This window comes from Vibrio sp. Isolate25, from assembly GCF_022398025.1.
Classification (GTDB): domain Bacteria; phylum Pseudomonadota; class Gammaproteobacteria; order Enterobacterales; family Vibrionaceae; genus Vibrio; species Vibrio coralliilyticus_A.
The window spans coordinates 25,774-46,467 of sequence record NZ_JAKEUT010000007.1 but is presented as its reverse complement, the minus strand read 5'-3'; the positions used below and the strand labels follow the sequence as shown (position 1 = coordinate 46,467).

17 protein-coding genes are annotated in these 20,694 nt (G+C 43.8%); 8 read left to right on the top strand and 9 right to left on the bottom strand.

All coding sequences use genetic code 11. The annotated features are described in order from the left end of the window. Window positions 1–2 precede the first annotated feature (2 nt). The 3 genes from lpxK to kdsB are packed head-to-tail and all read left to right on the top strand — an operon-like array spanning window position 3 to window position 1,919. A complete protein-coding gene (gene lpxK / locus L1D15_RS14545; protein ID WP_239876242.1) occupies window positions 3–1,010 on the top strand; it encodes a tetraacyldisaccharide 4'-kinase in 1,008 nt (335 codons plus the stop codon). Further along, window positions 991–1,170 (top strand): Trm112 family protein, encoded by a 180-nt coding sequence (locus L1D15_RS14540; RefSeq protein ID WP_239837259.1) that lies wholly within the window; start codon window positions 991–993, stop codon window positions 1,168–1,170. Before lpxK ends, L1D15_RS14540 begins: the two co-directional genes overlap by 20 nt. After that, entirely contained in the window at window positions 1,170–1,919 is a 750-nt protein-coding gene (kdsB, locus tag L1D15_RS14535) for a 3-deoxy-manno-octulosonate cytidylyltransferase (protein WP_239876241.1), read from the top strand. The genes L1D15_RS14540 and kdsB overlap by 1 nt, the downstream gene beginning before the upstream one ends. 33 nt (window positions 1,920–1,952) lie before the next feature. On the opposite strand, the gene L1D15_RS14530 is transcribed toward kdsB, so the two are convergent. The 6 genes from L1D15_RS14530 to pflA form a co-directional block, all read right to left on the bottom strand. After that, window positions 1,953–3,491 carry a SpoVR family protein gene (locus L1D15_RS14530; protein WP_239876240.1) on the bottom strand — a complete coding sequence of 513 codons (1,539 nt, stop codon included), beginning with the start codon at window positions 3,489–3,491 and terminating at the stop codon, window positions 1,953–1,955. A gap of 10 nt (window positions 3,492–3,501) precedes the next feature. Further along, window positions 3,502–4,773 carry a YeaH/YhbH family protein gene (locus tag L1D15_RS14525; RefSeq protein ID WP_239837256.1) on the bottom strand — a complete coding sequence of 424 codons (1,272 nt, stop codon included), beginning with the start codon at window positions 4,771–4,773 and terminating at the stop codon, window positions 3,502–3,504. A gap of 144 nt (window positions 4,774–4,917) precedes the next feature. After that, a complete protein-coding gene (locus L1D15_RS14520; protein WP_239837255.1) occupies window positions 4,918–6,852 on the bottom strand; it encodes a PrkA family serine protein kinase in 1,935 nt (644 codons plus the stop codon). 506 nt (window positions 6,853–7,358) lie between these two features. After that, the gene (locus L1D15_RS14515) at window positions 7,359–7,859 is read right to left on the bottom strand and encodes a YfbU family protein (protein WP_239876239.1); all 501 of its coding nucleotides are present in this window, start codon (window positions 7,857–7,859) and stop codon (window positions 7,359–7,361) included. Between the two features lie 124 nt (window positions 7,860–7,983). Continuing rightward, window positions 7,984–8,649 (bottom strand): energy-coupling factor ABC transporter permease, encoded by a 666-nt coding sequence (locus L1D15_RS14510; RefSeq protein WP_239876238.1) that lies wholly within the window; start codon window positions 8,647–8,649, stop codon window positions 7,984–7,986. A gap of 66 nt (window positions 8,650–8,715) precedes the next feature. Further along, window positions 8,716–9,456, bottom strand: a complete 741-nt coding sequence (gene pflA, locus L1D15_RS14505; RefSeq protein ID WP_239865896.1) for a pyruvate formate lyase 1-activating protein — start codon at window positions 9,454–9,456, stop codon at window positions 8,716–8,718. 227 nt (window positions 9,457–9,683) lie between these two features. Here pflA and L1D15_RS14500 point away from each other — a divergent pair, with 227 nt between their 5' ends. After that, entirely contained in the window at window positions 9,684–11,564 is a 1,881-nt protein-coding gene (locus L1D15_RS14500) for a methyl-accepting chemotaxis protein (RefSeq protein ID WP_239876237.1), read from the top strand. Here L1D15_RS14500 and L1D15_RS14495 read toward each other — a convergent pair. The 3 genes from L1D15_RS14495 to L1D15_RS14485 all read right to left on the bottom strand — a co-directional run bounded on the left by L1D15_RS14495 (window position 11,561) and on the right by L1D15_RS14485 (window position 16,858). Beyond that, complete coding sequence (locus tag L1D15_RS14495) at window positions 11,561–12,562, bottom strand: lipid A deacylase LpxR family protein (RefSeq protein WP_239876236.1); 1,002 nt, start codon at window positions 12,560–12,562, stop codon at window positions 11,561–11,563. The two genes, L1D15_RS14500 and L1D15_RS14495, sit on opposite strands and share 4 nt — an antisense overlap. Window positions 12,563–12,735: 173 nt before the next feature. Further along, window positions 12,736–15,012 (bottom strand): formate C-acetyltransferase, encoded by a 2,277-nt coding sequence (gene pflB / locus L1D15_RS14490; protein WP_239865899.1) that lies wholly within the window; start codon window positions 15,010–15,012, stop codon window positions 12,736–12,738. A 298-nt stretch (window positions 15,013–15,310) separates the two neighbouring features. Beyond that, entirely contained in the window at window positions 15,311–16,858 is a 1,548-nt protein-coding gene (locus L1D15_RS14485; RefSeq protein ID WP_239876235.1) for a DUF3360 family protein, read from the bottom strand. 676 nt (window positions 16,859–17,534) lie between these two features. Here L1D15_RS14485 and L1D15_RS14480 point away from each other — a divergent pair. The 4 genes from L1D15_RS14480 to L1D15_RS14465 all read left to right on the top strand — a co-directional run bounded on the left by L1D15_RS14480 (window position 17,535) and on the right by L1D15_RS14465 (window position 20,688). After that, entirely contained in the window at window positions 17,535–18,305 is a 771-nt protein-coding gene (locus tag L1D15_RS14480) for an ABC transporter ATP-binding protein (protein WP_239865901.1), read from the top strand. A 69-nt stretch (window positions 18,306–18,374) separates the two neighbouring features. Further along, window positions 18,375–19,145: an ABC transporter substrate-binding protein gene (locus L1D15_RS14475; protein WP_239865902.1), complete on the top strand. Its 771-nt coding sequence runs from the start codon at window positions 18,375–18,377 to the stop codon at window positions 19,143–19,145. Between the two features lie 121 nt (window positions 19,146–19,266). Beyond that, window positions 19,267–20,007 (top strand): ABC transporter permease, encoded by a 741-nt coding sequence (locus L1D15_RS14470; RefSeq protein ID WP_045974540.1) that lies wholly within the window; start codon window positions 19,267–19,269, stop codon window positions 20,005–20,007. A 3-nt stretch (window positions 20,008–20,010) separates the two neighbouring features. Further along, complete coding sequence (locus L1D15_RS14465) at window positions 20,011–20,688, top strand: ABC transporter permease (protein WP_239837245.1); 678 nt, start codon at window positions 20,011–20,013, stop codon at window positions 20,686–20,688. Window positions 20,689–20,694: the final 6 nt, after the last annotated feature.

Sequence of the window (20,694 nt, the reverse complement as noted above, 5' to 3'; positions counted from 1 at the left end):
CGGTGATTGAAAAAATCTGGTTTGAAAACCATCCTATTCGTTATGTTCTGTGGCCCTTGTTGTGGCCACTTAGCCGAGTTTTTGGGATGATCAGCCGATCTCGGCGTCAAGCATTTCAATCGGGTAAAAAAGACAGCTATAAGGCGCCGATACCTGTTGTAGTCGTGGGTAATATTACCGCTGGTGGTAATGGTAAAACACCTGTTGTGATTTGGCTGGTGGAGAAACTCCAAGCAATGGGATATTCACCAGGGGTCGTTTCTCGCGGTTATGGCGCGAAAGCGCCGTGCTATCCTCTGCTAGTGGAAGAGCAAACATCGACCAAGCATTGTGGTGATGAGCCTAAACTTATTTTCAAGCGCACCGGTGTGCCTGTTGCAGTATCTCCTGTGCGCAGTGATGCCGTGAAAGCTTTGCTTCCTCTTGACGTAGATATTGTCATTACTGATGATGGTTTACAGCACTACGCACTACAAAGAGATGTTGAGATTGTGGTGGTAGATGGCCATCGTCGATTTGGCTGTGAACAGCTCATACCTCTTGGCCCTCTACGTGAACCAACAGAGCGGTTAGCCTCGGTTGACTTCATTATCACCAATGGTGGTCAGGCAAGAGAGAATGAAGCTGCCATGACATTGACACCTAAGCTTGCTGTTAACCTGAAAACGGGAGAAACAGTGCCTGTAAGCCATTTAGACCAGCTCGTTGCGATAGCTGGCATTGGGCATCCTCCTAGGTTTTTTAACACGTTGGAGGCTCTTGGCGCGTCTCCTGTTGTAACCCAAGGTTTTGCCGACCACAAAGATTTTGAACCGTCAGAGTTGAGAGCCTTGGCAAGTCAAGGCCAACATTTGATTATGACAGAGAAAGATGCAGTAAAATGCGCGAGCTATGCAGAGCTAAACTGGTGGTATCTTCCGGTCACTGCTAGTTTTAGTGCTCTAGATGAGACGCGTATTTTGAGTAAGATTAAAGAGGTTAAGGAAAAGTATGGATCACCGTCTGCTTGAGATTGTTGCTTGCCCAGTGTGTAAAGGCAAACTAACGTTTGATAAAGATAAACAAGAACTGATCTGCAAGTTAGATCGCCTTGCTTACCCTATCAAAGAAGGTATTCCTGTTTTGTTGGAACCAGAAGCGCGCGAGATGAGCATGGAAGAGGGGCGATAATGTCGTTTACCGTTGTTATACCAGCGCGATACGAGTCCACTCGTTTGCCCGGTAAACCATTAGCTGATATCGGTGGGAAGCCAATGGTTCAGTGGGTTTATGAGCAGTCTTTACAAGCCGGTGCAGAAAAAGTCATTGTGGCAACTGATGATGTGCGGGTTGAGAATGCTGTTAAAGCATTTGGTGGTGAAGTTTGTATGACGTCTGCAGAACATGAATCAGGAACTGAGCGTTTAGCTGAAGTCGTTAAGGTAATGAAGATTCCAGATGATCATGTGATCGTGAATGTTCAGGGGGATGAACCGCTGATCCCGCCTACTATTATTACGCAGGTGGCTAATAACCTTGCTGCAAGCCAAGCTCCAATGGCGACCCTAGCGGTAGAAATCTCACATGAAGACGAAGTTTTTAACCCGAATGCTGTGAAAGTTCTAACGGATAAAGATGGTTATGCGATGTATTTTAGTCGCGCAACTATACCTTGGGATCGAGATAATTTTGCCAATGGTGGAAAAACGGTTGCTCAACCTCTGATGCGTCACATAGGAATATATGCCTATCGTGCTGGTTTTATTAATACCTATATCAACTGGGAACCAACCACTTTAGAGAAAATTGAAAGTTTAGAGCAACTTCGTGTACTTTGGTATGGTGAGAAAATTCATGTTGAAGTGGCGAAAGAAGCGCCTCCAGCAGGAGTGGACACACCAGAAGACTTAGAGGTAGTGAGAAAACTCATTGCTAACTAATAAAAAAGGCCCCAGCGGGGCCTTTTTTTGTGGCTAGATTTTACCATCGTAGTCATTGCGTTTAGGGCAAGTACCAAGAATCTCTCTCCTACCTGATTCTTTGACCTCTTCAAGAATGACATCAAACCCCCAAAGGCGATATAAATGCTTCAAGACTTCATCATAGCTATCGTCAAGTGGAATACGGTCATGTGGCACATACTGTAGTGTGAGTGAACGATCGCCTCTAACATCGACATTGAAGACCTGAATATTCGGCTCAAGGCTGCTTAAGTTGTATTGGCCTGCCAATTTTTCACGAATGTCCCGATAACCAAGGTCATTGTGGATAGCCGTGACTTCGACGTAGTTCTTCCTATCATCATCGGTAATGGCAAAAAGCTTAAAATCACGCATTAGTTTAGGAGAGAGGTATTGACTGATGAAGCTTTCGTCTTTGAAGTTTTTCATTGCAAAGTGGACGGCCTCGAGCCAATCCGTTCCCGCGAGCTCTGGGAACCATTCTTTATCTTCGTCAGTAGGTTCTTCACAGATTCTGCGAATATCACGGAACATAGCGAAGCCTAAAGCGTAAGGGTTAATGCCGCTGAAGTAAGGGCTGTTATAGGCAGGTTGAGCCACCACACTGGTATGACTGTGAAGGAACTCTAAAATGAAACGTTCGGTCACTAGCCCTTCGTCATACATGTGATTGAGTATGGTGTAATGCCAGAAGGTTGCCCACCCTTCGTTCATCACTTGAGTTTGTTTCTGAGGGTAGAAGTATTGGCTGATTTTTCGCACTATACGAACGATTTCTCGTTGCCAAGGTTCAAGTAGTGGTGCGTGTTTTTCAATAAAGTAGAGAATATTCTCTTGTGGCTCGGATGGGAATCGGACTTTCGATTCTTCTTGCTCTACTTTCCCTTTGGGCACGGTACGCCATAAGTCATTGACCTGAGATTGTAGGTAAGCTTCTCGCTCTTCCTGACGCATTTTTTCTTCTGCAATAGAGATTTTTTCGGGGCGTTTATAACGGTCAACACCAAAGTTCATCAGAGCGTGGCATGAATCCAATAAGTCTTCTACCTCTTGTACACCATATTTTTGTTCACATTCCGCAATGTAGTTTTTTGCAAACAGTAAGTAATCGATAATGGAGCTTGCATCTGTCCATGTTTGAAACAGGTAATTACCTTTAAAGAAGGAGTTGTGACCATAACACGCGTGTGCCATAACTAGTGCTTGCATAGTCACTGTGTTTTCTTCCATTAAGTAGGCGATACAAGGATCTGAATTAATAACAATTTCATACGCAAGTCCCATTTGACCATGTTTATAGCCTTGCTCCGTCTGGATGAATTTTTTGCCAAATGACCAGTGATTGTAGTTGATGGGCATACCGATACTTGAGTAAGCGTCCATCATCTGCTCTGACGTGATGACTTCGATCTGGTTAGGGTAGGTATCCAGACGATAGTGATCGGCGACACGTTTTATTTCTATGTGGTAGCGTTCAAGAAGGTCAAATGTCCAATCTGGGCCATCTGGCAGCGTCTTTTTCTTCGTTGCCCTTTTCGTTTTCGTTGTCATAGCGGCCTCCCTAAGCGGTTTCTTTTTTGAATAGCTCTCGGAATACTGGGAATATGTCTTCGACACTGCGAATGTTTTTCATTGCAAAATTATCAAAGGCACCTTCCAGTTTCTCGTACTCATGCCATAGGGTCTGATGAGAGCGGCGCGTGATTTCGATGTAAGAGTAATATTGACAGGTAGGTAGTAGATTCTTTGTTAATAGCTCACGGCAACGTGGTGAATCATCTGCCCAGTTATCGCCATCAGAAGCTTGTGCAGCGTAAATGTTCCAATCTCCCACTGGGTATCGTTCTGCGACAATTTCTTTCATTAACTTCAGAGCACTTGATACGATGGTGCCGCCTGTTTCCTGAGAATAAAAGAATTCATGTTCGTCCACTTCTTTTGCTTGCGTGTGATGGCGGATAAAAACGACATCCACGTTTTCGTAAGTCCGGGTTAAGAACAAGTACAATAAAACGTAAAAACGCTTGGCAATATCTTTGGTTGCTTGATCCATGGATCCTGAAACATCCATTAAGCAGAACATTACCGCTTGGCTTGATGGGATAGGGCGTCTTTCATAGTTTTTGAATCTAAGGTCAAAGGTATCGATGAAAGGAACTGTGTCGATTTTCCTTCTTAGGTCTTTAATTTCTTTTTTAAGTCTTTTTTCTTCAAGTAGCTGAGCAGGTTCACTCATTTTTACCTGATCAAGCTCCTGCTCAAGTTCTCTTAACATCCGCTTTTTACCTGCTGTCATTGCTGTTCGACGTGCAAGAGACTGCTGAAGAGATTTAACAATAGCAATGTTGGCAGGAACACCGGCAGTTTGGTAACCCGCTCGGTGTGTTTTCCATTCGGTGATTTTATGGATCTGATTTTTTTCCAGATTGGGAAGCTCTAGATCTTCAAACAGAATGTCTAGGTATTCATCTTTTGAAATTTGGAATACGAATTCGTCTTGCCCTTCACCGTCGGGGCTGGCATCACCCTCACCAGAACCTCCGCCTTGACCACCCCCTTTAGGGCGCTCAATTTTATCACCAGTAATAAACTGGTCATTACCCGGGTGGACCCGTTCTTTTACACCGCCTTTGCCTTGGTGAAAAATAGGCTCTTTTATATCTTTATGAGGTATCGCGACATCTTCGCCTGTTTCGGTATTCGTGATTGAACGGCGATTGACTGCGTCTGCGACAGATTCTTTGATTTGTTCTTTATGACGACGTAAAAAGCGTTGGCGGTTTACCGCGCTCTTATTTTTTCCGTTCAGTCGTCGGTCAATAAATTGCGCCATGAGTCACCCCTCTTTTGGTACATGCCTTTGTGACAGGGCATGCATCTTGTTCGCGTCCAATAACCTGCCAGAGCATGAATCTGGCAGGTACTTCATTGGCTTTCCTCTTCTAGCTTCTAGCTCCGAGGAAGGTTATCTCAGCTATTAAGATGATTTACGCACGCGTAAATACCATTCCGATAGCAAGCGAACTTGCTTCTCTGTATAGCCTTTCTCCATCATACGAGCGACGAAGTCGTCATGTTTCTTCTGATCTTCAGAAGAGGTTTTCGCATTGAAGGAGATAACGGGTAATAGTTCTTCCGTATTTGAGAACATTTTCTTCTCAATAACAGTGCGGAGTTTCTCGTAGCTTGTCCAAACAGGGTTTTGTCCGTTGTTATTTGCACGTGCACGAAGAACAAAATTCACTATTTCGTTACGGAAATCTTTAGGGTTACTAATACCTGCCGTTTTCTCTATTTTCTCTAGCTCATTGTTCAGTGCAGAACGGTCGAAGAGCTGGCCTGTTTCTGGGTCACGATACTCTTGGTCCTGAATCCAGAAGTCCGCGTAGGTGACATAGCGGTCAAAGATGTTTTGACCGTATTCAGAATAAGATTCTAGATAGGCGGTCTGAATTTCTTTACCAATAAACTCAACGTAGCGAGGCACAAGATACCCTTTGAGAAACTCAAGATATTTCTCTGCGGTTTCCTGAGGGAACTGTTCACGTTCAATTTGTTGCTCAATTACGTAGAAAAGGTGTACTGGGTTTGCAGCGACTTCAGTCTGGTCGAAATTAAACACTCTTGACAAGATCTTGAATGCGAAACGCGTTGATAAACCTGACATGCCTTCGTCAACGCCTGCAAAATCACGGTACTCCTGATAGCTCTTCGCTTTTGGATCGGTATCTTTTAATGTTTCACCGTCGTAGACGCGCATCTTAGAGAAAATTGATGAGTTCTCGGGATCTTTTAGTCGAGAGAGAATGCTAAATTGAGACAGCAACTCCAGTGTACTTGGTGAGCAGGGTGCTTTGGCAAGCTCTGAGTGATCAAGCAGTTTCTGATAGATTTTGACTTCTTCGGAAACACGTAAACAGTACGGAACCTTGACGATGTATACACGATCGAGGAACGCTTCGTTGTTTTTGTTGTTACGGAAAGTTTGCCACTCGGATTCGTTTGAGTGGGCAAGTATCATGCCATCAAATGGAAGGGCAGACAGACCTTCGGTACCGTTGTAGTTGCCTTCCTGGGTGGCTGTTAGTAAAGGGTGAAGCACTTTGATTGGTGCTTTGAACATCTCGACGAACTCCATCAAGCCTTGGTTAGCTCGGCACAAAGCGCCTGAGTAACTGTAAGCATCTGGGTCGTCCTGAGAGTAATGTTCTAACTGGCGAATATCCACCTTACCGACAAGTGAAGAAATGTCTTGGTTGTTTTCATCACCAGGCTCAGTTTTGGCAATTGCAACTTGATCCAAGATGGAAGGTCGTACTTTTACCACTTTGAACTTAGTAATATCACCACCAAATTCGTGTAGGCGTTTTGCTGCCCATGGGGACATGATCGATCGCAGATAGCGTTTTTCGATGCCATATTCGCGTTTTAGTAGCTCCCCATCTTCGCCTACATCGAATAAACAGAATGGATGGTCGTTGACTGGGCTGCGCTCTCCATCAGCGGATAATACGTAAATTGGTACTTGCTGCATGAGCGCTTTCAGTTTCTCTGCCAAGGAGGATTTACCGCCGCCAACAGGGCCGAGCAAGTAAAGAATCTGCTTACGTTCTTCCAAGCCTTGAGCTGCATGTTTCAAGTAAGAAACGATTTGTTCAATCGCTTCCTCCATCCCATAAAAATCTTTGAAGGTTTCGTAACGGGAAATGACCCGATTCGAAAAAATTCGGCTTAAGCATGGATCTTGCGCTGTATCGATTAGCTCTGGTTCGCCGATTGCCATTAGTAGACGCTCTGCGGCATTGGCGTAAGCACTTTTGTCATCTTTACATAGCGTCAAGAATTCCTGTAAAGATAATTCTTCATCCTTGGCAGCTTCGTAGCGCGCTTGGTAATGGTCGAAAATACTCATAATGAATTCCCCTCTGAACCTGTCTTTGTAGACAATCAACCCGCATAGAAAAAACAAATCCTTTCCTATTAAAGACTAGTCGGTTTTTAGAATTTTGCTTAAAAAATATGTGTTTATTTGCAAATTGTGACATTTGACCACTTGTTAAATATCAACAAAAAATTAGAGGAATCGAATGCAAAGTGGTTGATATTTACTGTGTGAATAAATATGGCCAATGGATATCATTTTTGCCAACTAAAACAGAGGATTGCTTATTGATAATGAGTTCTTTTATGAAGTCTTGTTCTGTATTGAGTGCTTAGATGGCCATTTCTATTAGGAAGTCGGCACCTTATTGTGGAAAATAGCAGCATTAAATTGGCTGTTTGACTTGCTTTTCGTAACACCTCAAATTCAAGACAGCTGGTTGTCACCAGTTTTTGGTTTGGCGTACGTTTTTTAGAGATTGTTTCTGAAAACAAAAAGGGCTGCCAATTGACAGCCCTTTTCATTGAAACGATAGGTCAAGCATTAAAAATTTGTTTAAGTTCATTGCTGCACAGATGATATTGGCGAGGGCAGTTGCGCCAAGTTATCAGCATTCGTCGGTATTTTTCCAGCATTGGCATTTGTGCATTGAAATGATGATCGCCTTTATCAAACTGAGAATATAAGCCTTCAGAATCGACAAGAAATCTCACGTAGTGAACTTGCTGTGCCTCAGTCGCAATGTCGAAACCGAGGAAAGCCAAACGGCGTTGATCGATATCTCGCTGCTCTGTTTCAGACAGCATTTTGGCAGACTCTTGCATAGCATGAAACATTTCCATGATATCAATGATTTCTCGGCATTCCGCTTCTTTCAAGCAACCGAATTCTTTGTCCAGTTCTCGCATCTGAAGTTCGTAACCGCGTTCAACGATCGTTTGTAAACGGCTGTATTTCGCGGCGTTCTCTGGATTCAACTGAGACATGAGGTAATACTGGTTAGATAGGATCAATCGTTGAGCGTTAGTCATTTCCATGGTGGCCTCACTAAATAATCTAATACATCTTTAATGTGCTTAGGTTATCGTTTCATTCCACCATGAAACATGATCTCAAACCATGTTTATTATGAAAAATGTAAAGAAATTTCAGTTTTGATGGTTACTTTTTATGGTAGTGGTTATAGATGTAATCGCGGTCGGAGAAAACCCGTAGCCATTCAGGCTTGAACACTGCAAACATCGCCATCGTCATGCCGTTCAACAGCCCTTCAGGAAAAGCAAGTAATGGGACAAATACCATGTAGTTGTCGACTACGGTTTCCCAGTCGTATGATCCCTGTATCACATGGTAAGCAGAGTTGATGAGCAGATGTGCGCTTCCTGTTAACGCGCCATTGAAAAAACCGGCTACGAATATAAAGACAAATATGTTTCTAGGTAAGTACCGGTAGCTTGTGAGAAAGATAAAATAGCTAATGGCGATTGGGAGTAGGCAGGAAAGAAGAAGATACTCTGGCAGTTCAGTGAAACTGCGTTGGCCAAATAAGGCTAATAACAAAGAAATGATGATGGATAAGCCATAGGCACTGCGCCAACCATACATTAGAGTCAAAGAGGTCAGCGCTAGAAAATGAATCGACAGCCCTTCTTTGACACCTGCTTGTGCAGACCAAAGAGCAAATAAGGCCAAGATGACAGCGAAAGTTAGGTGTTGAAAGCCTCGCTCTTCGCTGAGCTTAGGCCAGAAAGTGTAGTAGACATCTTTCCAGATAAAATTAATTGAAAGCAGGACGATAACGAGCGCGAATAGTTCGGATAGCAACAAAGTGACCTCAAAAAAATACCAGCCTGATAGGGCTGGTATTTTTTACGAAATAGTCACTAGATGGTATCAATATTTTACGTTTGAGTGATACTGCTCAAGGATTGAAACAATATTATCCATGGTTTCTTTTGAAGGTGGATTGGTCCCTTCTAATGGGTATTCAATGCCTAGCGCTTCCCATTTATGTGCGCCCAATTTGTGATATGGAAGCAACTCCACTTTTTCAATGTTATCCATGTCTTTAATGAAGTCTCCCAGCATGTGTGCGGATTCCTCATCATCAGTATAGCCAGGGACCACGACATAACGGATCCACGTTTTTTGACCAATGTTATGCAGATAACGTGCAAAGTCTAGGGTTCGCTTATTAGATACCCCGATAAAGTCATGATGAATTTCGTCTTTCATATGTTTAAGATCGAGCATGACAAGGTCTGTCGCTTCCAATACTTGATCAATCACTTCAGTATGTTTGCGAATATACCCATTCGTGTCCAAGCAAGTATGAATACCCTCTGCTTTTGCTGCTTGGAAGAAATCTCGTACGAACTCAGGCTGAAGCATAGCTTCGCCACCTGAACAAGTTACGCCACCACCTGAAGCATTCATGAAGTGACGATAACTTTTCGCTTCACTGATGATCTCATCAACCGTGACTTCCTTGCCTCCATGTGTGTCCCACGTGTCTCGATTATGGCAGTACATACATCGCATTAAACACCCTTGCATAAAGACAATAAAGCGAATACCTGGTCCATCAACTGTTCCACAGGACTCGAAAGAATGGATACGGCCGGTTGTTGACATGTGTACATCTCTAATTAGTGATTTGTTCGTTATTTTATTACAAAAAGTAGGGTTTAAATAGCACTTCAGGATTTTATCGCTAAGTTTTTGCTGACTAATAAAAAAAGCGCACATAGACTAAAATGTATGTTATAAAAATGTTGCCATTAATGATTTTTATAATAATTGGTATACATATAGGCTAGGCAAGTTATTGGCTGCATCCGTCTGATGTTAAAGGATTTTCTATGAATATGCTTGCGCTTTCACAGAAACAAAAAGTGACTCTGTTTTTAGTTGTACTGACAATAGGGTTTGTCACTCTCGCTGTTTTTACTTCTTCAAGGCTGACTCATATGAGTGAGCAGTATCACCACAGCGGTGATATTTCATCTGGTTCGATTTCAATCTATCAAACTCAAAGTAAGATACTAACGCTGAGTAGCGAATTAGATAATTTGGCAGGCTCACAAGTCGCACAAGCGAAGCAGGATATAGCTGATATAGTTGCGGCTGTTAATAACGATGTTTCCTTTTTAAATACGCTTAATCTTAAGCGTTATGGAGGCGAACTAGAGCAGAGTATTAACAATTTTCAAACCACAGCAATACCATGGTTAGAGCTAAAACAGGAACTCGGTTTTAATATTGATGAAGGAAAGTTGGGCGAGCTGAAGAAGCTAGCCAGTATTATTGAACAGAAAATTGCTGAAACGGGCATGGTGACGCTTAACTCTGACTTCCAAGCTATGGTTAAGTCCCAACAAAACTACTTACTCCAGCCGAATGAACAAAACCTCAAGCTATTCAACAGGGCGATGGGGGCGTTTGAAAGTATGTCTAACGTCTACGCTATGTTGGAATTGTATGAGAAAGAGATAGAGCAATACAAAGCGACATTTGTTCGTGTCAGTGAACTTTCTCAGCAACTTGGCAGCGTTGAGCAGCAACTTATTTCAAATAAAATTCAACTGACGCAATTGATTGCTTCTATTACCAGTGAATTAAGCGGCATCAGTTCTGAGTATCAAATGTCAGCTGAGAAATCATCAGAGCAGACTCTTTGGTCTATTCTCGTTGCCTGTATTATTTTGGCTGTTTTCACTATCGCTATTTTCATCATGCAAAGCACTTCATTGTCGCGCTCTTTAACTAAGACCAGAGAAATACTTCATAACGTTTCAGCAGGCGATCTTTCTAAGCGTATGGCGTTAACAAAGAACCCTAATGATGAGTTTAATCAGCTGGCAATTAGCATTAATGAAAGTTGTGAGAACCTTGGCGAGTTGGTTTCTGGGGTACAAGAGAGTGGTCAAGCGCTATCGGGCAACGCGGCTGAGCTTAATCAGGGGTTGGATAAGCTGGCGCATCACCAATCAGAAGTGCTTGGGCAGACCCAATTGCTAGCCTCAGCAACCGAAGAAGTCAGTGTGACAACACAAGAAGTGTCGAATTCATTGGAATTTGTCTCTGAAATCAGTCGTTCTTCAACTGAGTCGGCGGAAAAAGGTGCGCAAATCATCGGAGCTGCAATTGGCTCTCTGGAAGAAGTGGGCTCGATTTTGACATCTGCCGCAGGACACATTCAGCAGTTGGAAGAAGCGTCTTCCAAAGTTGACTCAGTGATGGAAATCATTAACGGTATTGCCGAACAAACTAACCTTCTTGCTCTAAATGCGGCCATTGAAGCTGCGAGAGCTGGCGAGCAAGGCCGAGGCTTCGCTGTCGTTGCTGATGAAGTTCGTAGCCTTGCTGTAAGAACGGTTGATGCAGTGGCGGAAATTTCGGAAACGATCGATACCATGAAGAAAGAGAGCGCTGAAGTGATTCAATACATTGGTCAATCCGAAACATCGATGCGAACAGGTCAGGAAAAAGGCCATGAGGCAATGCAGGCACTGCGAACCATTACGGAAAAGGCGGATGAAGCCTCTCATCAAACGGATGTGATTTTTGCATCAATTAAAGAGCTAGCAACAACCAGCCAGTCAATGGCCGATAATATGACTCAGATTTCCAGCGCAATGAAAGAGCTAGAAGAGAATAATGAACAGTTGCGTTCCGTCAGCCAAGTTGTTGAGCAAAGAGCTGGCAGCCTCAATAGTGACTGCCAGAGGTTCACGATTTAAAAGAAGGCGTACAACGCGAGGCCACCTGTTCCGTACATTGAGTCTTTCGCTTCTTTGTAGTCAGGTGTTTTGGCTGTCGCTGTCACCGCAGCGCCAAAGTGTTCATTATACCAAGCAAAGCCAGCCACTGCGCTGGCTTGTTTTTCTTCTAGTGTTACATCATAGATACTTGGGTTTTCACCGTTGCGATTAGCGTAGTCGACCACACCTGAGCGGTCACCTTCGATGGTAATATCGTTAAAGCGGTAGCGAGCTTCAATGCCACCGAATACAAACCAACCGCCTTTAGAAGCACCTAGCATGCCTGCACGGAATGGGTTTTCGTTATCAATGTTGGCAGCGCCCATGCTACCGGCTAAATCTGTTCCCCAGCGGAACATAAAGCCTGTTGATACATCACTGCGGAAATTACCAGCGTTCACTTCTGAAACGTTCGAAATTTCCCAGTCTGTATTTGCCATTGCACGATCACGCCAAAGGTTAAAATGACTGAGGTACCCAAGGCCACCTACAAATTCATCATCGACTTGATAGGCCCAGCCACGAGGTTCATCAGAGCCGGTAATACCGTGGACGATATCTTGTGCCTGGTCAGCCAATGAGCTTTCACCTGTTGTACCCAAAGTTAAATTGAAACGCTGGGCTTGCTGAGGATGAAGACTGATGTAATTAAATTCAGCATGAAGGTAGCCTGCGTAAGGGCGTTCATTGGGCATAGGAGTTGTCGCTTCAATATCTGAAGGGGTATACATTTTATGGCCAAGTGTGAATTCATATTTATCTAAAGACGTACCACCCCAAAATGATAAGCTCATTGGGTTGGTTAACCAATTGGGAGTGACAGCGTCAGAGGTATAGGTGAGAAACAGTCCGTTGGTATAATCCTGATCGACACCGAATACGCCATCATTATCAATAGAAAACGATACAGTTGAACGTTCTGAAGCGACGGCGCTTGAAGCCAACAATATCAAGGGAAGAGTGCGTAATAGGTTCATTTCAATACATCATTTCTGAATGGAGCCTAGATATTACTCCATATCGTATTCATCAGAGAGGAAAGAAAGAAAATTGAAATATAAATGTGGCTTGAGTCTAACTTTTGATTTGCTTCGCAATAAAAAAGCCCCGCTTAATTATGAAGCGGGGCTTTAAAGTCAATCAACCAAACTTATAGTGATTCGGTGAAAGTACGTGCGATAACATCTTGCTGCTGTTCTGCAGTCAGAGAGTTAAAACGTACTGCGTAACCAGAAACACGAATAGTTAGCTGTGGGTATTTTTCAGGGTGCTTAACAGCGTCTTCTAGAGTATCGCGGTTAAGTACGTTCACGTTTAGGTGCTGACCACCTTCGATACCTGCTTCGTGGTGGAAGTAACCATCCATCAGACCAGCAAGGTTAGCACGCTGTGAAGTCTCTTCTTTACCCAGTGCGTTTGGCACGATAGAGAAGGTGTAAGAGATACCATCTTTCGCGTGAGCAAACGGCAGTTTACCAACAGACGTTAGAGAGGCTACCGCGCCTTTTTCATCACGGCCGTGCATTGGGTTTGCACCTGGAGCAAACGGAGCACCTGCACGACGACCGTCTGGCGTGTTACCAGTTTTCTTACCGTATACAACGTTAGATGTAATAGTAAGGATAGACTGAGTAGGAACAGCATCGCGGTAAGTCTTAAGCTTACGGATCTTGTTCATGAACACTTCTACTAGTTCACAAGCGATGTCATCTACGCGAGCATCGTTGTTACCAAATTTAGGGTAATCGCCCTCGATTTCGAAGTCGATTGCAATACCATCTTCGTCACGGATTGGTTTCACTTTCGCATGTTTAATTGCAGATAGTGAGTCAGCTGCGATAGATAGACCTGCAATGCCACAAGCCATAGTACGGTAAACGTCACGATCATGTAGCGCCATCAGTGCAGACTCGTAAGAGTACTTGTCGTGCATGAAGTGGATGCTGTTTAGTGCAGCAACGTACTGCTTAGCTAACCAATCCATGAAGTGGTCTAGGTTATTCCACACTTCGTCGAAGTCTAGTACTTCGGAAGTGATCTTAGGCATTTCTGGACCAACTTGCATCTTCAGCTTCTCATCAACACCACCGTTGATTGCGTAAAGCATAGTTTTCGCAAGGTTAGCACGAGCACCGAAGAACTGCATTTGCTTACCAACAACCATTGGAGATACACAACAAGCGATTGCGTAGTCGTCTGACTCCATGTCTGGGCGCATTAGGTCATCATTTTCGTACTGGATAGAAGACGTATCGATAGATACTTTCGCACAGAACTTCTTGAAGCCGTCAGGTAGCTGCTCAGACCAAAGTACAGTAATGTTTGGCTCTGGAGAAGGCCCCATTGTGTATAGAGAGTTTAGGAAGCGGAAGTTAGTACGTGTAACTAGTGTACGGCCGTCAAGACCCATACCACCCATAGATTCTGTTGCCCAGATTGGGTCGCCAGAGAATAGATCATCGTACTCAGGAGTACGTAGGAAACGAACCATACGTAGTTTCATCACGAAGTGGTCAATCATTTCCTGAGCTTGTACTTCAGTGATCTTACCAGCAGCGATATCGCGCTCGATGTAGATATCTAGGAACGTCGAAGTACGGCCTAGAGACATAGCCGCGCCGTTTTGAGATTTAACCGCTGCTAGGTAACCGAAGTAAGTCCACTGGATTGCTTCTTGTGCAGTTTCAGCAGGACGAGAGATGTCACAACCGTATTTCTCAGCCATAACTTTCATTTGGCCAAGTGCACGGTGCTGCTCAGCGATCTCTTCGCGCAGTTGCATAGTCATTTGAAGATCTTCGCCATTCTCAAATTTCTCTTGTAGAGAAGCGAATTGAGCTAGCTTGTCTTTAATTAGGAAGTCGATACCGTAGAGCGCAACGCGACGGTAGTCACCGATGATACGACCACGGCCGTATGCGTCTGGAAGACCAGTTAGAACACCAGATTTACGACATTTTAGGATATCAGGAGTGTAGATATCGAAAACACCCGCGTTGTGTGTTTTACGGTAATCTGTGTAGATTTCTTTGATTTTAGGATCCAGTTCACGACCGTAAACTTTACAAGAACCTTCAACCATGCGGATACCACCGTTAGGGATGATAGCGCGCTTAAGAGGAGCATCAGTTTGAAGACCAACGATAGTCTCTAGATCTTTTTCGATGTAGCCTGCATCGTGAGCAGTGATGGTAGAGATAACGTCAGTATCGAAGTCAACAGGTGCGTGAGTTGAGTTCTCAATTTTGATACCTTCCATTACCTTAGCCCAAAGCTTGTTAGTAGCTTCAGTACCTTCAGAAACTAGGAAAGATTCGTCGCCTTCATACGGTGCGTAGTTCTTCTGAATGAAATCACGAACGTTTACTTCGTTTTGCCAATCACCTTCAGCAAAACCTTCCCAAGCTTTAGCAAATTGCTCTGCCATGACATACCTACCTTTTTAGTAGAAAAAACACGTACCTGTCTGATCCGTTGAGCGAGTCAGGTTCCCATCGCTGGGGCGGTACACTCTTTATGAATAACAATATGTATAGTTTCTAATTGTGATTACTGAAAGCACTACAAACTATAAATATTGTTACTTTCTGATACGGTTTCTTATTAACTTGGTTTCAAGGTTAAACTAAAAAAAAGTTGCAAACCTTAAACTAAATCAATAAACCCTCAAAAAACTCGATAAAAATAGGGTGGCAAAGCTTGCCACCCACAAAATAATTGAATTGTTATAACCAAGCTTGGATGCCGTACTGGCCTTCAAGCATGCCAACCGCCAGCATAGCTACGAGACAGATAACGAGTACGCCAACTGGGATCACTATCTTGTCGACAAATGACAGGCGAGCAGCACGTTCTTTATCACCAATCAGGCCATTATTATCGAGTAGCATAGTCAGAGCCCAAGCAAGTACAGGGTTGACGACAGCAGAACCAAAGATACAGATACCTGCTGCTTGCGAATCTTTCGAGTCTTTCACCATCTGCATACCCGCTTCGAGTAGAGGAAGTGAGACACCAACAAGAAGAGCTACACGCATGACTGGAGGCCATACTGCGATATCCATTGGGAAACCAAGGATTGCAATAATCATTACTAGAAGACCTAGAAGGATAGCTCCGCCAGGGATAGGGCGTTTTGCGATCGCTGCTGGGATCATGTAAGTACCCCAAGATGAAGTGATGTTACCACCACCCACAGCTGTACCCACCATCTGACGAACAGAACACATTGTCATGGTGTCATCAACGTCCATCAGTACTTTTTCAGTCTTTTTAGGGTAGTTCAGTTCTTGGAAGATACGGTGACCTAGGAAGTCAGGAGACCACATAGCGACTGCTAGGATTGCAAACGGTAGTGATGCAATGAAGTGTTCCATATTAGGAAGACCTAGCATCCAACCTTCTTCGGTGCTGCCCCACCAGTACACTGGGTTTAGGTTAGGAAGACCTGTTTCCGTGACGAATTTAATGTCGAAACCTGCGCCAAGTACGAGTGCAATCGCTAAGCCTGTAAATGCACAGACGGGAATCGCAAGCCAACGTTTGTTTACTTTTGCCAAGAACGCATATAGAGCAATGGTTACGGCTAGGACAATCAGGCCAACGTAGCCCATGCTGCCAGCGGCTACTGTGTCCGATTGAAGACCTACAGCCCAAGCTTGGATTGAGTTTATTTGGCTCATGGTTCCAGTTAGGCCGAGGAAGATCAACAAGCCGCCAGCAGTACCTTGTGAGGTCAAATTAACGAGCTTAGACCCGCCTTTGAGGAAACTCAGTAGCAGGCCGAAGATACCGATAAGAATCGCCAATGCAAGAGGGTGCGCGCCAGCTAAAGCGATGGTACCGATTAGAGGGATCATTGGACCGTGGTTACCAGCTAGGTTTGCTTTCGGGTTAATAAAGCCGGAAGCCAGTACACAGAAGAGCAATGCAGGAATTAACATTTCTACACGAGCAACTTCGATAGCAAAGTCTTTACCTAGGTTGATGTGATCCCATGCTGCGGTCAGACCTTCAGCCCATGACATCATTACGGCGGAATACATTGCAATAATGCCTATGGTCCCTGCTAATGCGGGGACTAAATCTTCGAGCTCAAAGCGGAAGTCACGACCAGGTAAGTTTAAACCGAAGCGACGAGGCTTCATGATTTGTAGTTCATGATCTAGATAATCTGAACGGCTTTCAAACTCGGAAGCTGGGCGGTGCAGCTCACGATAGCTCTTCTCTTCGATATCCGAATCAGAGTGCGGTTTATTGACTGCGTCTGACATAGATTCCTCATATTCTAAAAAGTTAATAATTCTTCAAAGAGTCGCCCGTAATTATTGTAGGTAGACGATCTTATTAAAAACCTGACTCAGCTTCCTGCATTTGGGTCCTTGAACTATTGTCTGTGCGGTGTGTTTAGCGTGCTTAAGCATAGACGATAGAAAAGACAAAAATTGGCTTATTGAGGCTTTTATCTTTGTGGCGAGTGTAACGTGCTAACCCTAAAGAGTGATTGATTTAGATCACTTTATGAAAGAATGTGAAAGAAAACTACAGGGTGATTGAGATGATAATGAGTTATTGAAATTCAAAGTGAAAATAATTTTCACAATGTGATTTTTTCGACTTTTGAAACAACATCAATATTACACTCTTTATCACTATTGAGAGAATTGTTGAGATAGATCTGGTTTTTATAAAAATGTTAATTCATCGGTTCGGTAGATAATGTGTTTATAAAAATGATTTATGCGCATTATGGAGATAATTGCACTATAAATTGAATGTTTAATCGTATAAAGTGGTTATATATCTCAAAAATGAAGGTTAATAATTTGTTGCATGTTGCTCAGGGGAGTGCTAGTTTGTAGCGAAATATGGGTGGAACCCAGCAGTTAACCAACCACAAGAGCCGTATAAAGGGTTGGTAAAATAATAAAAGACAGGGAGTATTAGCGCATGAATGATGTACCAGCGCTGGACATAAAGGAACTGCACAAAACATTCGGGCAAAATGAAGTCCTTAAAGGTATCTCGCTTGAGGCACACAAAGGGGATGTTATCTCCATTATTGGTTCATCAGGTTCAGGTAAAAGTACCTTTCTAAGATGTATCAACCTTCTTGAAACGCCTACCGAAGGTGAAATTTGGGTAAACGGTGAGTTGATCCAAATGAAAAATAATCGCCAAGGTGAGGCTATTCCAGCCAACGAAAAGCAAGTACAGCGCATCCGTTCTAGGCTTGCCATGGTATTTCAAGGGTTCAATCTTTGGTCGCACATGACCGTTCTTGAAAATGTTATTGAAGCGCCAGTACACGTGTTAGGCGTACCTAAAGCTCAGGCGTTGGAGAATGCCGAGCTGCTACTCAAAAAAGTTGGCCTGTACGAGCGTAAAGATTATTACCCTGGTCACCTCTCTGGTGGACAACAGCAACGTGCGGCTATTGCACGAGCATTGGCTGTTGATCCTGAAGTGATGCTATTTGACGAGCCTACCTCTGCACTTGACCCAGAGTTGGTAGGTGAAGTTTTGGGTGTAATGCGAGATTTGGCTGAAGAAGGCCGAACCATGTTGGTTGTAACGCATGAAATGGCATTTGCACGCGATGTTTCTAACCATGTCATGTTCTTACACCAAGGTTTAGTGGAAGAGCAGGGAGACCCTGCTAAGCTCTTCACTAACCCAGACTCAGAACGTCTACAGCAGTTCATCTCATCAATTTACTAAGCTTGCATTTACAGCAGGCTAATGACAGACACAATATAAGATAAAAATCACAATCACAGGAGTATGGAAATGAAAAAGTGGTTAGTAGTTGCAGCTTTGGCTGCTACGGCAGCAACAGGTGTGGCTCAAGCGAAAGATTGGAAGACAGTTCGCTTTGGTATTGAAGGTGCGTATCCTCCATTTAGCTGGACAGAAGCGGATGGCTCTCTTAAAGGCTTCGACGTAGACATGGCAAATGCTCTATGTAAGGAAATGCAGGTCCAATGTAAGATCGTTGCGCAAGACTGGGATGGTATTATTCCTTCTCTACTAGCGCGTAAATACGATGCAATCATTGCTGCGATGTCCATCACTGAAGAGCGTAAGAAGAAAGTCGATTTCACAGGTAAATATGCTCAGATTCCTAACAAGTTCATTGCGAAGAAGGGCGCAGGTCTTGATTTTGACAACCTAGATGGTCAAAAAATCGCGGTTCAACGTGCTACAACTCACGATAAGTATCTAACTGATAACTACGGTGACAAAGTAGAGATCGTACGTTACGGCTCTTTTGACGAAGCGTATCTTGATCTAGCGAACGGTCGTGTGGCTGCGGTTCTTGGTGATGCATCAGCTCTAGAAGAAGGTGTTCTAAACAAAGAAGGTGGTGAAAACTACGAGTTTGTTGGCCCAGCACTGACTGATGCTAAATGGTTTGGTGAAGGTATGGGTATTGCTGTTCGCAAACAAGACAAAGACCTTACTAAGAAGCTAGATGCTGCAATCTTATCTCTACGTGAGAAAGGTGTTTACCAAGAAATTGCTGCTAAGTACTTCAAATACGACGTTTACGGTCAGTAATCATCGAAAAGCGACCGCTGGTTCTAGTTCCTAGAAGTAGCCAGCGGTCGAATTATATCTATAGCTTGTTGATGGTTATATAAGTCAATAAGCTTTGAGTCTAGGGATCAGGAACTCACCTATGCTGGATTTACAAGGATATGAAGCCTCTATATTTAAAGGGGCCATTGTGACCATAGAAGTAGCACTGCTTTCGCTGCTGCTTGCGATGGTTTTAGGCATGCTGGGCGCATTGGCAAAAATGGCGCCATACCGCTGGGCACGCGCAATTGCAACACTTTACACCACAGTTATCCGTGGTATTCCCGATTTAGTTTTAATGATGCTGATTTTCTTCGGCGGACAGATTCTGCTTAACAATAGCTTGTATGCCATTAATGAATCATTGAATGAGTGGTTTGCTTCTAGTGACCCAAATCATGAATGGACGTCATACCTGCCGGATTACATTGATGTCAGTCCATTTATCGCCGGTGTGCTTACGATTGGCTTTATTTTTGGTGCTTACATGGCGGAAACTTTCCGTGGTGCAATCATGGCTGTGGATAAGGGCGAATTAGAAGCGGCAAAAGCTTACGGGATGAGTCCAGTCTTGGCCTTTCGACGCATCCTTTTACCTCAAATGATCCGTCACGCGTTGCCTGGATTTGGCAATAACTGGTTAGTATTACTAAAGACAACAGCGTTGGTTTCCATTATCGGTTTGGAAGATATGGTCCGTATGAGCTCACTCGCTGCGGGTTCTACTAAAATGCCGTTTACCTTTTACATGGCTGTTGCGATCATTTTCCTTTTCTTCACCAGTGTATCGACGGGCTTGCTCAAGCTTGTAGAGCGCAAATTCAGTATTCATGCGAGGTAAGAAATGGATTTCTCACTGATTATCGAAAGTTTACCTATCTATCTCGAAGGCTTGTGGACGACTGTGTGGCTGGTGGGCTTAGCTCTGATTATTGGCCTTTGCGTCGCGATTCCTCTTGGTGTGGCGCGTAATAGCACAAATTATTTAATTAATGGACCGAGCTGGGCATTTATCTACTTTTTCCGTGGTACACCATTGCTGGTTCAGCTCTACCTGATCTACTACGGTATGGATCAGTTCTTCCCAGTCAAAGATACCTTGTGGGAGAACGCATGGTTTTGTGCTCTTGTTGCTTTTGTGCTCAACACATCAGCATACACGGCTGAAATTATCCGCGGTGCTATTAATGGTTTACCTAAAGGTGAAGTTGAAGCGGCTAAAGCTTACGGAATGGGGACGTTTATGACATACCGTAGGATCATTTTGCCAAGCGCTTTGCGTCGAGCATTACCTGCTTATAGCAACGAAGTGATCTTTATGCTTCACGGCAGTGCGGTGGCAGGTATCGTCACGATTGTGGACCTCACAGGTGCGGCACGATTGGTTAACTCTCGCTACTATGCGCCATTCGAATCTTTCTTAACGGCTGGTCTATTCTATATGATGTTGACGTTTATTATTCTTTGGTGTTTCAAATACGCAGAGAAACGTTTCTTGGCATATTTGAGACCGTTAAGCTGATTGGTT